At 59.2% G+C, this 14,132-nt stretch carries 12 protein-coding genes; 3 read left to right on the forward strand and 9 right to left on the reverse strand.

Going from position 1 to position 14,132, the window contains the following annotated elements; genetic code table 11:
• Window positions 1-86 precede the first annotated feature (86 nt).
• Window positions 87-713, forward strand: coding sequence for a TetR/AcrR family transcriptional regulator (locus FIV03_RS01625; protein WP_152508453.1), 627 nt, complete (start codon window positions 87-89; stop codon window positions 711-713).
• Between the two features lie 20 nt (window positions 714-733).
• On the opposite strand, the gene FIV03_RS01630 is transcribed toward FIV03_RS01625, so the two are convergent.
• The 7 genes from FIV03_RS01630 to cysG form a co-directional block, all read right to left on the reverse strand.
• The gene (locus FIV03_RS01630; RefSeq protein ID WP_173013748.1) at window positions 734-2,161 is read right to left on the reverse strand and encodes a sensor domain-containing diguanylate cyclase; all 1,428 of its coding nucleotides are present in this window, start codon (window positions 2,159-2,161) and stop codon (window positions 734-736) included.
• Window positions 2,162-2,460: 299 nt separating this feature from the next.
• On the reverse strand, window positions 2,461-3,234 hold the full coding sequence (locus FIV03_RS01635) for an SDR family oxidoreductase (RefSeq protein WP_023002200.1): 774 nt from the start codon (window positions 3,232-3,234) through the stop codon (window positions 2,461-2,463).
• Between the two features lie 472 nt (window positions 3,235-3,706).
• A complete protein-coding gene (locus FIV03_RS01640) occupies window positions 3,707-4,240 on the reverse strand; it encodes a DUF934 domain-containing protein (protein ID WP_152508455.1) in 534 nt (177 codons plus the stop codon).
• A 34-nt stretch (window positions 4,241-4,274) separates the two neighbouring features.
• Window positions 4,275-5,036 (reverse strand): phosphoadenylyl-sulfate reductase, encoded by a 762-nt coding sequence (locus FIV03_RS01645; protein ID WP_023002202.1) that lies wholly within the window; start codon window positions 5,034-5,036, stop codon window positions 4,275-4,277.
• The gene (locus tag FIV03_RS01650) at window positions 5,023-6,681 is read right to left on the reverse strand and encodes a nitrite/sulfite reductase (RefSeq protein WP_152508456.1); all 1,659 of its coding nucleotides are present in this window, start codon (window positions 6,679-6,681) and stop codon (window positions 5,023-5,025) included. The genes FIV03_RS01645 and FIV03_RS01650 overlap by 14 nt, the downstream gene beginning before the upstream one ends.
• Window positions 6,682-6,743: 62 nt before the next feature.
• On the reverse strand, window positions 6,744-7,043 hold the full coding sequence (locus FIV03_RS01655; protein ID WP_023002204.1) for a DUF2849 domain-containing protein: 300 nt from the start codon (window positions 7,041-7,043) through the stop codon (window positions 6,744-6,746).
• Between the two features lie 21 nt (window positions 7,044-7,064).
• A complete protein-coding gene (gene cysG / locus FIV03_RS01660; RefSeq protein ID WP_152508457.1) occupies window positions 7,065-8,528 on the reverse strand; it encodes a siroheme synthase CysG in 1,464 nt (487 codons plus the stop codon).
• A gap of 365 nt (window positions 8,529-8,893) precedes the next feature.
• Here cysG and FIV03_RS01665 point away from each other — a divergent pair, with 365 nt between their 5' ends.
• Window positions 8,894-9,985: a hypothetical protein gene (locus FIV03_RS01665; protein ID WP_152508458.1), complete on the forward strand. Its 1,092-nt coding sequence runs from the start codon at window positions 8,894-8,896 to the stop codon at window positions 9,983-9,985.
• Window positions 9,986-10,160: 175 nt separating this feature from the next.
• Here FIV03_RS01665 and FIV03_RS01670 read toward each other — a convergent pair whose 3' ends face one another.
• Window positions 10,161-10,613, reverse strand: a complete 453-nt coding sequence (locus tag FIV03_RS01670; protein WP_152508459.1) for a hypothetical protein — start codon at window positions 10,611-10,613, stop codon at window positions 10,161-10,163.
• 93 nt (window positions 10,614-10,706) lie between these two features.
• Complete coding sequence (locus FIV03_RS01675; RefSeq protein WP_152508460.1) at window positions 10,707-11,873, reverse strand: acetyl-CoA acetyltransferase; 1,167 nt, start codon at window positions 11,871-11,873, stop codon at window positions 10,707-10,709.
• Window positions 11,874-12,458: 585 nt separating this feature from the next.
• On the opposite strand from FIV03_RS01675, the gene FIV03_RS01680 reads away from it, so the two are divergent.
• Window positions 12,459-14,129, forward strand: a complete 1,671-nt coding sequence (locus FIV03_RS01680; RefSeq protein ID WP_152508461.1) for an alpha-glucosidase family protein — start codon at window positions 12,459-12,461, stop codon at window positions 14,127-14,129.
• The last annotated feature ends 3 nt before the right edge of the window (window positions 14,130-14,132 follow it).

The following is a 14,132-nucleotide window of genomic DNA, read 5'->3' on the forward strand; positions in this document are numbered from 1 at the left end:
CCTTCTGCATTGCGACCCCAGCAATGTTGTCACTGTCTATATGCGGAATTTTCAGCCGTCAACGAAAATGTTGACAGTGTCTACTTATGGAGGAAACAGGCCTGAGCGACCCGAAATATCACCACGGCAATCTGAAAGAGGCCCTGATCCAGGCAGGGCTGGACATTCTGCGCGAAGATGGACTTGAAGCCCTGTCGCTGCGGGCGTGTGCCGCCCGTGCCGGCGTTTCGCATGGAGCGCCGAAGAACCACTTCGCCAATCTTGCCGTCCTGCAGGCAGCCATCGCGACGGAAGGCTTCCGGCAGTTTGCCGGCACGATGCGCCGTTACATGGCGGATGCGTCCAACGATGCCCGTGAACAGATACTCGCAAGCGCCCGCGGTTACATTGCCTTCGTTGAAGAGAACCCGCATCTGTTCCGGCTGATGTTCTCCATGGAACGACAGATCGACATCTATCCGGAGCTTCAGCCGGCCAGCCGCGAAGCCTATGCGGTTCTAAGGGAGGTCTCCGAAGGACTTTCACCGGAGAATTGCGAAAACCCCGTTCACCGGACTTCCGTTGAAACCATGCTGTGGGCGTTCATTCACGGCTATGCCAATCTGAAGGCAAATCGGCAGTTCTATACGGCCAATGCGGAAACCGGACGAGACCCGGCGCTGGAGGAAATCTTCCCCCAACTGCTTTACCTGACCAGAAACAAGGAAGTCTGACGGCCGCCTGTCCGAAAACCCTATGCCGCTCCGCAGTGCTCCACGCGGTTGCGGCCGCGTTCCTTCGCCTGGTAGCAAAGCCGGTCCGCTTCGGCCAACAGGGTATCAAGACAGGCTGCATTGTCGTGCTCGACAGCGACGACGCCGAGGCTTGCGGTAACGCGAACCAGTTCTCCGTCTCCTGCGGCAACCGGCTCACAGCAGACGCTTTGCCGAATTTTCTCGGCTTCTGCCACTGCGTCCCTGATCTGGCTGTTCGGAATCATGATGGCGAATTCCTCGCCGCCCATACGCCCCAGAAGACTGCCCGGCTGCAACGTGCCTTGCACGCGCCGCACGAAGCTGACCAGGACGGTATCACCGGCTGCGTGTCCGTAAGTGTCGTTGACCGACTTGAAATGATCGAGGTCGACCATCAGCAGGGCAAAGCCGTTCATGCCAAGGGAGAGGCTGCGGGAGACCTCCTCGCGGAAGGCGTTGCGGTTGAGTACGTCGGTCAGTTGGTCGTGCGTGGCAAGATATTGCAGACGGACCAGCAACGCGTTCCGGCTCTGCGTGACGCAGGACAACATGATAGGCGCCAAGGCAACAAGGGAAATGCCGAGCCGGATGGAAATGAGCGTCATCACGTCGAGCTGCAGGGAGCTGCTGTCGCCAAGCCCGTTTGACAGGATGACGAGACCCCACACGCCAATGCACAGCGTCAGTATCGCTGTCGGAAAGACCGGATAGACGACACCACACCACAAGAGCGCCGGAACCGGAAACGCAATGGCGCCAGGCCCTCCGACGACGGCTCCTGCAATACAGGAGATCAGCAGCAGGATCAGCGGCGCGCGTTTTTCCTGCCTCAACCGGGCCAGCAGACCGGAAAAGTCCGGCAACGTTCCTTCCAGCTTCGGTGCCGACAGGATAACCGGCAAAAAGGAGATGTAGTTGACCAGCTCGGTCGTCGACCAGAATATCCAGCCGGGAATGACACCCCCGCCGAAGAGGATCGGATTTGCGATGCCGCCAACAAGCCCTGCCACGGAAGCTGCGATAGCCGACGCCACTGCGAGATGGAGAAGGGCCAACGGTTGTTGCAGCCGAACGGAGGAAGCAGGCAAATATTTATAGACCTGATACCCGGCAGCCACCCCAACCATGTTGGCCGCATTCAGCAGCACGGCCTTTTCGAGCGTCGCTCCTGTCAGAATATCCGCTGCCAGGTAACCTACGGCAGCAGCAACCCAGCTCTGCCAACAAGCCGATTTCGGCAAACGAACCAGCAGTCCGAGGAGAATTGCGTTGGCCGGCCAGACTGCTGCCAGGAACCCGGTCGGCCGGGTAAGAATGCCGAAGATGCAAGCCAGGAACACCACCAGACCCAGCAAGAATGGTACGCGCATTTCAGGCCTTGCGACCCGCTCCAGGACACCGTCCTTTCCGTATAAATTCGCGACCACTGTTCTCTCCATCTGCGACAGCTCGAATTAAAATAATTCAGGCATTCGCCGTCGGACGTTCCGCAATTTCCCGAAGTGCGCCCTTTGTTTCGGAAGGTTTCGGAAACCGAATCCCTTGATCCATCTGAGGCATGGTGAGGGTGTTTATCTAACGAACCAATAAAAACACAAGCACAAAGTATGCATTAACTTCCGGAGCGCGGATGTTTTGCATTAAGTTCACGTGGAGCGTTGACTTCGATTAGGCTGAACGACATGCGGCATCACGAAAAGACCACGACGCCGTACCAGACACCAGCTTAGAGCACCGTGTGCCGCAGGCCGCCGTTGACTTGCAGGATCTCACCCGTCATTCCGCCGGAAAGATCACTGAGCAAATAGGCAGCAGCTCCGGCAACTTCCTCTGCAGTGACACCGCGGCGCAGGAACGACTGCCGCGAGAGAACCTCGTGAACCTTGCGGAAATCGGGCAGGACACGCGATGACGTGGTCGGGACCGCGCCGGCGGAAACACCGTTCACACGTACGTTTTCATGGCCAAGTTCCGCCGCCAGCGCCCGCACGGAGTGTTCCAGTGCAGCCTTGGCGACACCCAGGACCTCGTAGCCGGGCACCACCCGCTCACCGCCCAGGAAGGTCAGGGCAACAACGGATCTGAGGTTCGGGTTGCGACGCTGCACCTCCCGCACCAGGGCGATGAAGGCATAACAGCTGGTGCTGATCGTCTTCAGAAAGTTCTCTTCGCTCGTCCCCAGCAGGCCGTTCTGTCCGGCTTCGCCGATGTCGGTTTTCGCCAGGCAGAACACCATACCGGTGAGGTCGGTCAGATCATCAATCGCATCGATGGACTGCGGATAATCCAGGAAGCGGATGTCGTGATGTGGCGTTTTGGCAGACAGCTTTTCCGGTCGGCGCGATGTCAGCACGGTTTCCCAACCGTTCTGATACATGTGCTCGCCGATTGCCAGGCCGAGCGATCGCTTTGAACTGACCCCGACCACAAGCACCTTGTTGGTCTTTACTGCGGGCTTCCTCAGATCGAAGAGCGTTTCGAGGGTGCGAGTGACGGCCATTTAGCGACATTCCTGCTGAGGACCGGAACCGGCCTGCGGTATTGGATTTCGGGAAACAATTGGCAATGCCCCGGTATCCCCGTTTCGACGCCACATTGCCTCGTGCGCCAGTGCCGGTTCGCCGGCAAATCATTTTGCCGCCAGACCATATGACGTATAATAAGTCAGTCTTGTGACAATGCGATTCACAGCCTGTAACCGGATGTTTCAATCCACTGACGAACTGCATTCCGGTTGCTGACACAAACTGGACAGGCAAAACACTTGCCGTGGTTCGGTTTCACCTTTTCCTTCGACAGCAAAAGACCATAGGCGAGCGCCTGAAGTCTTCGACCATGTCGACTGCCTCTTGCAAGGATGGCAGCTCGCAAACAAATGGGGACCCCGCCTTGCGAGGTCCCCTGAAACGCTCGTTCGAATTTTGTGCCGCCGGCCTATGACCATTGGCGCAAGACGGGCAGCCCCGATCCGCTTACTCCGCAGCGACCGCCAGGTCCCGGTGGGAGCGGCGCGCCCACGGGCGTGTTCCTTCCGGGATTTCATCGACCGTGCCGACCGGCTGCAGATATTTGGTGACCTCGGGCCATTCACCGGCCTTCAGGGCTTTCAGCACTTCCGGCTTGGAGATCTCGAACGTCGACACACCGCAACGGCGTGCCAGCGGCACCTGGTCGAGAATGTATTTCCCGAGCGCGCGGATATCACCCTTATAGCCGATCTGCTCACGCAGGATGCGGGCTGCGGAAAAGCCGCGGCCATCGGAAAAGCTCGGAAAGTCGACGGCAACCAGTGCCAGCCGGTCGAGATAGTTTTCGATCAGCTCGACATCGTCACCAGCCTCGACGATGACGGCGGTTTTACCGTCACGTGCCAGATATGCATCCGGGTCGATGAGAAACACGGTCATCGGTACAAGCGCATCGCCTTCGACAGAAGTGCCGGTTTCGGCATCTGTCCGCGTCCAGCTTTCCTCGACGAAATCGCCGTCCTTGAAAATCGTTGCCATTCTTTGCGTCCTCAAAATCCTCTATCGGCAGCGGTCAGATACCACTGCCGTCAACTTCCTTGCCATGGGTCGGCCAGTGAATGCCGCATTCCGTCTTGTCCTGGCCGCGCCAACGTCCGGCCCGGGGGTCCTCGCCGGGGGCAACCTTGCTGGTGCAGGGCAGGCAGCCGATGGAGGGGTAGCCTTGCGCCACCAGCGGATGCGGCGGCAGATCATGGGTCTTGGCATAATCCAGAATTTCGGCAGCCGTCCAGTCCGCCAGCGGGTTGACCTTCACCCGGCCTTCGTCGATTTCGAAGAACTCCAGGCTGGAGCGACTTGCGCTCTGGAACCGCTTGCGGCCGGAAATCCAGGCTTCGAACCCGTTCAAGGCCTCGGCCAGCGGCACCACCTTGCGGATGTGGCAGCAGGCGTCGGTATCGCTCATCCAGAGCATGCCCGCGGGATCTTCCCTGGAGAGATCATCCTTGTTCGGCTTCTGGGTGCGGACATCGGTCAGGCCGAGCTTCTCGATCAACTCATCACGATAGAGCAGCGTAGCCGGAAACAGTTTGACCGTGTCGACGAAAACGACCGGCGTCGACGGGTCGATCTGGGCAACCATATGCAGGAGCACCGCTGAATCGGCCCCGAAGCTGGAGACCATGGCAATGCCACCGGCGAACTGGTGGCGGATGGCCGCCCTCAGGACGTCGTCCGCGGTTGCATCCTCGAACTGGGCGTTGAGTGCGGCGACTTCCGCCTGCAAGCCCAGCTCCGGATCAACACCTAGGCTGAATGTCTCATGCAGCGCCATAAAGGGCCTCCTTGAAGGGATCCTCCCCAACCCGGCGATAGGCTTCCAGGAAGGTCTCTTCTTTGCCGTTCCGCAGGCCGAGATAGGTATCGACCAGCTTCTCGATGGCATCGACCACTTCTTCAGACGAGAAGCCGCGACCGACGATTTCACCAATGGACGCGTTTTCGTTGGCGGAGCCGCCAAGCGTCACCTGATAGAATTCCTCGCCCTTCTTCTCCAGGCCGAGAATGCCGATGTGGCCGACATGGTGGTGACCACAGGCGTTGATGCAGCCGGAGATCTTGATCTTCAGCTCACCGATCTCGGCCTGCCGTTCCGCAGCACCGAAGCGTTCGGAGATCCGCTGCGCAACCGGAATGGAGCGGGCGGTTGCCAGGGCGCAATAGTCCATGCCCGGGCAGGCGATGATGTCGGTGATCAGACCGGCATTGCCCTCCGCGATACGCGCGGCCACCAACTCGTCGAACAGCGCCGGCAGGTCGTCCAGCTTCACATGCGGCAGGATCACGTTCTGCTCGTGACTGATGCGGAGCTCGTCATGACCGTATTTCTCGGCAAGGTTCGCGATCACATCCATCTGCTCATCCGACGCATCGCCCGGGATGCCACCGATCGGCTTCATGGACAATGTGACGGAGGTATATCCAGGCACCCGGTGCGGGTTGAGGTTATGTGCCGTGAACTGGGCAAAGGCTGCATCCGCCGCCTTGCGTGCTTCAACGGCAGCCGAGGTCGCATTGCCCACTTCCAGCGGAGGCGGAGCAAAATAGGCTTCGATGCGGCGCACTTCCTCGTCCGGCAGACGCAGGACCCCGAAGCGGATCTTTTCGAATTCGGCCTCGATATCCGCCTTCAGTTCGTCCAGACCGGTTTCATGAACCAGGATCTTGATGCGGGCCTTGTACTTGTTGTCGCGGCGGCCGTAGCGGTTATAGACGCGCAGGATCGCTTCCGAGTAGGCAAGCAGATCTTCCTCGGGAAGGAAGTCGCGCACCTTGCGGCCGATCATCGGCGTACGACCAAGTCCACCACCGACGAAGACCACGAACCCGATCTCACCGGCATCGTTGCGTGCGAGCTGCAGACCGATATCGTGAACCTGGACGGCAGCACGGTCGTTCGGTGCGCCTGTGATGGCGATCTTGAACTTGCGCGGCAGGAACGAAAACTCCGGATGCAGCGATGACCACTGGCGCAGGATTTCCGCATAGGGGCGCGGGTCGGCGATCTCGTCGGCGGCAGCACCGGCGAAGTGATCCGCGGTCACGTTTCGAATGCAGTTGCCCGACGTCTGAATGGCATGCATCTCGACTTCTGCCAGCTCTTCCAGGATCTTCGGCGTATCTTCCAGTTTCGGCCAGTTGAACTGGATGTTCTGGCGCGTGGTGAAGTGGCCGTAGCTCTGGTCGTACGTGCGGGCGATATGGGCAAGCTTGCGCATCTGCCGGCCATTGAGCGTGCCATAGGGAATGGCAACGCGCAGCATGTAGGCATGGAGCTGCAGGTAGAGACCGTTCATCAGGCGCAGCGGCTTGAACTCGTCCTCGGAAAGCTCGCCAGCCAGACGGCGGCGGACCTGGTCCTTGAACTGCTCGGTACGCTGGTTCACGAAGCTCGCGTCAAATTCGTCGTAACGGTACATGTCTCAATCTCTCCTCAGCGGGCGCTGCCATGGAAGGCGCTGCCCTGCCCTTCATTGTTGTTTCAGGCGGAAACCGCCTGGGCCTGCTTGCCCAGTTCCGGGTGTGTGGTCGGGCCGGTTGCCCGGATCTTTTCACGCAGGCGCACCGGTACGATGACGCCCTCTTCCACGGTCACGTCCATCTCGTAGACACCGACGACTTTCTGGTTCTTCTCGGCCTCAAGACCTTCGGCCAGGGCTGCCGCGACGGCTTCCTTGCCGTCATAAACCTTTGCCAGCGTAATGCGCTCGACCCAGGAACCGTTTTCCGCGAGCCAGACAACATCGCCGTTCAAAAGGCGGTTGGCGGTGATGACTTTCATGTGCGTCCACTCTCTTCAAGTTCAGGCGGCTACAACCCGGGCGGCGAGCTGCGGCGCCAGGGGTTCGGCCTTGTCCATTGCGGCATGGCCCACGGCCTCGCCGATCACGATCAGAACCGGTCCGTCGATCTCCGCGCGGTTCGACAGCACCGCGAGCTCGGACAGGGTTCCGGCAAATTGGCGTTCGTCCGGGTGTGCCGCATTCTCGATCACGGCAACCGGCGTTTCAGGTTTCAGGCCCGCGCCGATCATCTTCTCGGCAACGGCAGCCGCCACGGTCCGGCCCATGTAGACGGCAACCGTCGCGCCCTTGAGTGCCAGCCCCGCCCAATCCGGCAGAGTTTCAGACTTGGCATTGTGGCCGGTAGCGAAAACCAGGTTGGAGGCGACACCGCGCAACGTGAGCGGGATCTGGGCCGACGCTGCGGCGGCGAAGGCTGCCGTGACGCCTGGAACAATTTCAAAACCGATACCGCCTTCGCGAAGCGCTTCCATTTCTTCTGCGGCACGGCCAAAGATCATCGGATCTCCAGCTTTCAGACGCACGACTTTCAAGCCCTTGCGGCCAAGCTCGACCAGGAGCTCGGAAATTTCGGACTGCAGCACGGAATGAGCGCCCTTGCGCTTGCCCACGGAAATGCGCTCCGCATCGCGGCGGCCCATGGCAACGACATTTGCCGGCACCAGCGCATCGTGAACGATGACGTCGGCTTCCTGCAGCAGGCGCTGCGCGCGCAGGGTCAACAGGTCTTCCGCGCCCGGCCCGGCACCGACAAGCCAGACAAAACCGGGCTCGTCCGCCATCGAATTCAACAACCGCTGCGCCTCGGAACGGGCGACATCAGCCTTGCCTGCATAGAGATTGGTTGCGACCGAACCGGAGAAGAAGCGCGCCCAGAAACTGCGGCGCAGCCCCCCGTCGCGGATCACCTTGGTCGCAGCATCGCGGAAACTTTCGGCAAGACGCGCCAGCTCGCCGGTCGAACGCGGCAGCATGGCTTCAATGCGCGCGCGGATGTGGCGCGACAGGACAGGACCGACACCGGTCGAGGTTATCGCAACGGCGATCGGTGCGCGATTGACCAGGGCACCGGTGTAGAAGTCGCACAGTTCCGGCTTGTCGACAGCGTTGACCGGAACACCCTGCGCCCGTGCCGCATCGACAACAGCCTTGTCGAGATCCCAGTCTTCGCGTGCGGAAAAGACCAGAGCGGCGTCCTTCAGATGACCAGGCTGGAAATCCTCGGCAAGATGCTCGGTCTCGAAGAGGTCAATAGCCTCCTGCAGATCCGGTTCGACAATTTTGGAAACGACGACGATCCGGGCGTTGGTTTCCCCCAGGAGACGAACCTTTGCAGCAGCTTCACCGCCGTGCCCGACAACGAGCACACGCCGACCGGCAACCTTCATGAAGGCCGGAAACACGTCGAGCCGGTCTTCCGGCTTTTTCAGTGTTTTCAGAGTGTCGCCACCACGGCTAGTCATCGTCAGGGTCTCCAGTCCCAGTTTGATGGGTCTAATGTAATCGGCAGCCCTTGCCTGCGCCGGGCACCGGATTTCAAAGCTGGAAACAGAAGCGGAATAGTTTTTTGCAATCCTCTGATTTGGCCAATTTCAATTCCCGGCAGCCGGTCAGAGTGATTTTTGCGAGGAAAAATTTCCAACGGGCCTGGTCCGGTTGAAAGAGTTTTCCTCCTGTTACAACGGGCAGTGAACACCCCGTTCAGCCCTCGTTTGCAACGGCGTTCAGCCTTCCGGGGAAGCGTGCGTCTTTCTTGATGCCGCAGCGGAATTCGCTTAGCTTTTCCAGATGGCTGGCACTCGGCCGGAATGGCATCAAGGGGGGTATGATGCGCCTTGTTCACTCATTGGTTGCCGCGGGACTACTGCTCCTTGGCAGCCTCGGCATTGGTCATGCGGCCGTTGTCGATAAATTTCGTATCGGCAGCTGGAATGGCAGCGCTTTCACGGACGACCAGAACGGCGCCTTCTCGACATGTGTTGCATCGGCAGATTATCGCAGCGGCATCACGCTGTATGTTCAGGTCGACACGAATTACAACTGGGCCATCGGCTTTTCGGCACCTCACTGGAACATGAAGGTCGGCGCGGATATTGCGCTTCAGTATCGCATCGACCGGGGCGCGTGGCAGAGTGGCGTTGCCAAGGCAACATCGAAGGATCTGGCGCGCATGCAAATGCCGAGAGGCGGCTACATCATCACCCGGTTCCGCCGAGGCCGGACGCTCTACGTTCGAGATGGCACCTACAATTACGAATTCCGCCTGACAGGCACCTCTCGCCTGATGGCACGTCTTGCCAAATGCGTGGAGCAGAACATCGCACGGTACGGTGCGGCACCCGTTGCCGGCGCTGCAGGCGCCAACTCTCAAGGTGGCCTCGGACATTCCGCCCCGACCAAGGACGAAGCGGCGGCGTCCAGTTCGGCGACCGACCCGCAACTTGCCATCGAAGCGACCCAGGCCCTGTTCAACCTGATGGGCAGCGCCGGCCTGTCCGGACTAAAACTTATTCCCGACGGCCAGCGCGAAGAAGATCTGAACGGCCTTCATGCTGTTGCCACCAACGACGCACGCACGATTGTGGCGCATATTTTTCCGGCAGGCAGCTACCAATCGGAAGAAGAACTGATGTCGCTTATTGTTGCCGACAGCCAGAAGAAATGTGCGGAAGGCAAATTCACCTCAGGTTCCGAACGGATCAACGAGAACGGCAAACCGATCTATACAAGTTACGCCAACTGCGAGACGGGCGACTTCCAGTTGATCGAGCGGGTCGCCATCGCAAAGCGCAACGCAGGCGGGGTCTTCATTTACGGCGTGGCGGATACTTACGTCGGCGAAGGCGGCGGCGCACCGGTTTCTCCGCCTGAACTGACGGATCCGGATTTCTACTCGGCAATCGCAAACGCTGCGGAGTAAGTCTCACAGGTTGCCACTGCAAACGTATTTCCACTGTTGCCATCCCCGAGCGAGTGGGTACCCAGGAGCTGCATCGGTCACTGTCCTGTTAATCGACCAATATGCCGAATCCCGGCCATTTGCTGTGTTTCGATTGGGGTGGCAGTCCAGAAACACAAAAACCTCCGGTCTCACGTCACCCCTTCATGAGGGCAAACGCAACTAGGGGCAAACCGAAAACGCCCGCGACGGCCAGTGTCCAGATGTCGAACAGCAGCATTGGCCTGCGATCGAATAACCGAAACAGCAGCGGTGATGCCGTGTAGACCGCGACCCAGGGCAGAGGCCCGTCAGACGTCCGTTTCAATTTTGCGCGAATGGACCAGCCGCCGTATAGGCAGCCGGCGGAGAGGGCCAAATGAAGGTTTAAGCCGGTCAACAAACTGAGAAAAACTGCGGCTAGAACAACCCCAGAGGCACCCAACATGAAATGCATTCCCTCCAGAACTTCATCCTTCGTCGGAGAGTTGAAGGCGAAAACCGGCTTGGATTCCTTGTAAAATGAAGGACAACCATTCAGTATTGTGAACCCGCCGAAGAAATATAACACCGCCACATAAAATAAACTGATGAATAAGTCTTTTGTCATGAGATTTGTTTAGAGACTGAAACAAGAATGGACGGATCGGCCACAGCCGATCCGTCCACCGCAAGCTAATTGCACTTCCTGTCTGTTACAAGATTACTTGATCGCCTGCATCACGGACACGAAGTTGGCCACCGCGGCACCACCCATGTTGAAGATGCCGCCGATCTCGGCGTTCTTGACCTGGATTTCGCCGGCAGTGCCTGTCAGCTGCATGGCAGTGAGCACGTGCATGGAGACACCGGTAGCGCCAATCGGATGACCCTTGGCCTTCAGACCACCGGACGGGTTCACCGGCAGCTTGCCGCCCATTTCCGTCCAGCCTTCCAGCACGGCGCGAGCGCCCTCGCCTTCCCTGGTGAGGCCCATGGCTTCATATTCGATCAACTCTGCAATGGTGAAACAGTCGTGGGTCTCGACGAAAGACAGATCGTCCAGCGCCAGATTGGCATCGCCGAGTGCCTGACCCCAGGCCTTGGAACAGCCTTCGAACTTCAGGATGTCGCGCTTAGACATCGGCAGGAAATCCTGCACATGGGCAAGCGCGCGGAAGGCAACCGCCTTCTTCATGCCGAGAGCCGTTGCAGGATCGGTCAGGACGAGTGCGGCAGCACCGTCGGACACCAGCGAACAGTCGGTGCGCTTCAGCGGACCGGCGACAAAGGGGTTCTTTTCCGATTCCGCACGGCAGAAGTCAAAACCGAGGTCCTTGCGCATCTGGGCGTAGGGGTTGCCGACACCGTTCTTGTGGTTCTTCGATGCAATCTTGGCCAGGGCATCGGACTGGTCGCCGTACTTCTGGAAGTACGCGTCGGCAATCTTGCCGAAGACGCCGGCGAAGCCTGCCGGGATATCGCCTTCTTCCTTCAAATAGGAGGCCTTGAGCAGGTTCTTGCCGATTTCCGGGCCGGGCGTCGTGGTCATCTGCTCGACACCGACGACCAGCACGAAGCGGGCGTCGCCCGAAGCAATGGCGCGCACACCCTGATGCACGGCGGCAGACCCGGTTGCGCAGGCGTTTTCGACACGGGTTGCCGGTTTGAAACGGAGCGCCGGATCGGCCTGCAGCACCAGCGAAGCGGTGAAGTCCTGCGCCGAGAAACCGGCATTGAAATGACCGAGCAGGATCTCGTCGACATCTCCCGGCTCGATACCTGCGTCCTTGATGGCATCGACCGCCACCTTGACGATCATGCTTTCAACCGTTTCGTCCGCATGTTTGCCGAAGGGCATGTGTGCCCAACCCACCATGGCTGCCGTCATGACACTTCCTCCAGGTTTTTTGCCCGCAAGATGATACCCGATTTCCGCCGGATCTCTTGTCCGTGCGAGGGGTCCTCCATCTTACGTAAGTTCTGTGTGCGGGGACAGTTCCAGCTTCCATGTTGCTTTGCAAGAAGAAACTGACCTAAACGTCATAACAATATTTTTCTATTTTTTATTTCAGTTACTTAACTAAGATAGTCCAAAGAGATAACACCCGTTGGCGACGCAGGCGCAGCATGTCGGAGGCTTCCGTCTTCAGCGCGGCCCGCGGCAGGCAAACTTATTGAGACGGTCACACCCCTGTCACTTAAGCCATGTAGGAAAAGCCCGTTCCGGACAAAATCGTGTTTCGTTCCTTTTCAGTAGCTCCACCGGTCCTGCCTCGCAGGGCCGGTTTTTGCATTTGGGTCATCCTCCCCGTTCCACATGTGCGACGCAATTCACACATCGCTTACCGAAAGCAATTGCCGAACGACTTTTTCAACACTGTTCACTTGACCTGACAAGGCGCTGGATATAGCCATTCAAAGCGCTTTGAAACCCATTAAGACCGCCTCAGAAGCGGAACGGAGATAACCGGCAATGTTCGAAGAAGCCGAAACGGGCCTGGAGGCTGATGTGCCGTCAGACATGAAGAATGACCCGGATTGGTGGCGTGGGGCGGTGATCTACCAGATCTATCCGCGCTCCTTCAACGACACCAATGGTGATGGCATAGGCGACCTCAACGGCGTCAGCGAACGCATGGACTACATTGCCTCGCTGGGCGTCGATGCCATCTGGCTGTCGCCTTTCTTCACCTCGCCGATGGATGATTTCGGTTACGATGTCTCCAATTACGAAGATGTCGACCCGATGTTCGGCACGCTTGCCGATTTCGACCGCATGCTGGCTGCCGCTCATGCGCGCGGCCTGAAGGTGATCATCGACCTGGTGATTTCGCACACTTCCGACCAGCATCCCTGGTTCGTCGAAAGCCGTTCGTCACGCGACAATGCCAAGGCCGACTGGTTCGTGTGGGCCAACGCCAAGCCGGACGGCACGGTGCCGACTAACTGGCTGTCGATCTTCGGCGGCCCGGCCTGGGAATGGGACAGCCGCCGGCGCCAGTATTACATGCACAATTTCCTGACCAGCCAGCCGGATCTGAACTTCCATAACCTGGAGGTTCAGGACGCGGTTCTGGGTGCCGCCAGGTTCTGGCTCGACCGCGGTGTCGACGGGTTCCGTCTCGACACGGTGAATTTCTATTTCCACGACAAGCAGCTGAGGAACAATCCGCCGCTGAGTGCGACTGAAATGCCGTCCACCGTCGATCCGACCAACCCCTACGGCTATCAGGATCACCTTTACGACAAGACCCAGCCGGAAAACCTGTTGTTTCTTGAGAAGCTGCGCGCGCTCCTGGACAAATATCCGGGCACGACGTCCGTCGGTGAAATCGGCGCGGACGGACAGGCCGTGGAACTGACGGCCTCCTATACGGAAGCCGGCAAGCGCATTCACATGGCCTACAGCTTCGATCTGCTGACACCCCAGCATTCTGCGCCCTACATCCGCAAGATCGTGGAAGAGATGAATGCCGGTATCGGCTCCGGCTGGGCTTCCTGGGCGCTGTCGAACCACGACGTGAAGCGGGTCGCCAGCCGCTGGGGCGAGGATCTCGACCTTGCCCGCTTCGCACCGCTTGAAACCGCCCTCTGCGCCTCGCTGCGCGGCACCCCCTGCCTTTACCAGGGCGAAGAACTCGGCCTGCCGCAGGCTGAAGTTCCTTTTGAAAAGCTGCAGGATCCCTACGGCATCCGCTTCTGGCCGGAATACAAGGGTCGCGACGGCTGCCGGACACCAATGCCGTGGGTCAAAGACAACAGCAACGCCGGCTTCTCCGAAGCCGAGCCCTGGCTTCCGGTCGCGCAGGATCATCTGGCGCTTGCCGCCTTCGAACAGGACAAGGACGAAAGCTCCATCCTGAACCGGAACCGGGCCTTCTATGCCTGGCGGCAGGCCCAGGAGCCTTTGAAGAAGGGCGACATGGTGTTTCTGGACAGCCAGGACAATACGTTGGTCTTTACCCGCAGCCATCAGGGTGAAACCGTGCTGTGTGCCTTCAACCTCGGCACCGAGCCGGCCACCGTCACCTTGAGCGGACTTGAGCTGGAAGACCTCAATGCACCCGGCTTCAACGGCACGCTGGAGGGCGCCACTATTGCGCTCCAGGGCCTCGATGCACTGTTTGCTCGCGTGAAATCCTGATTT

Origin of the sequence: Labrenzia sp. THAF187b (assembly GCF_009363375.1) — a bacterium.
Classification (GTDB): Bacteria; Pseudomonadota; Alphaproteobacteria; order Rhizobiales; family Stappiaceae; genus Roseibium; species Roseibium algicola.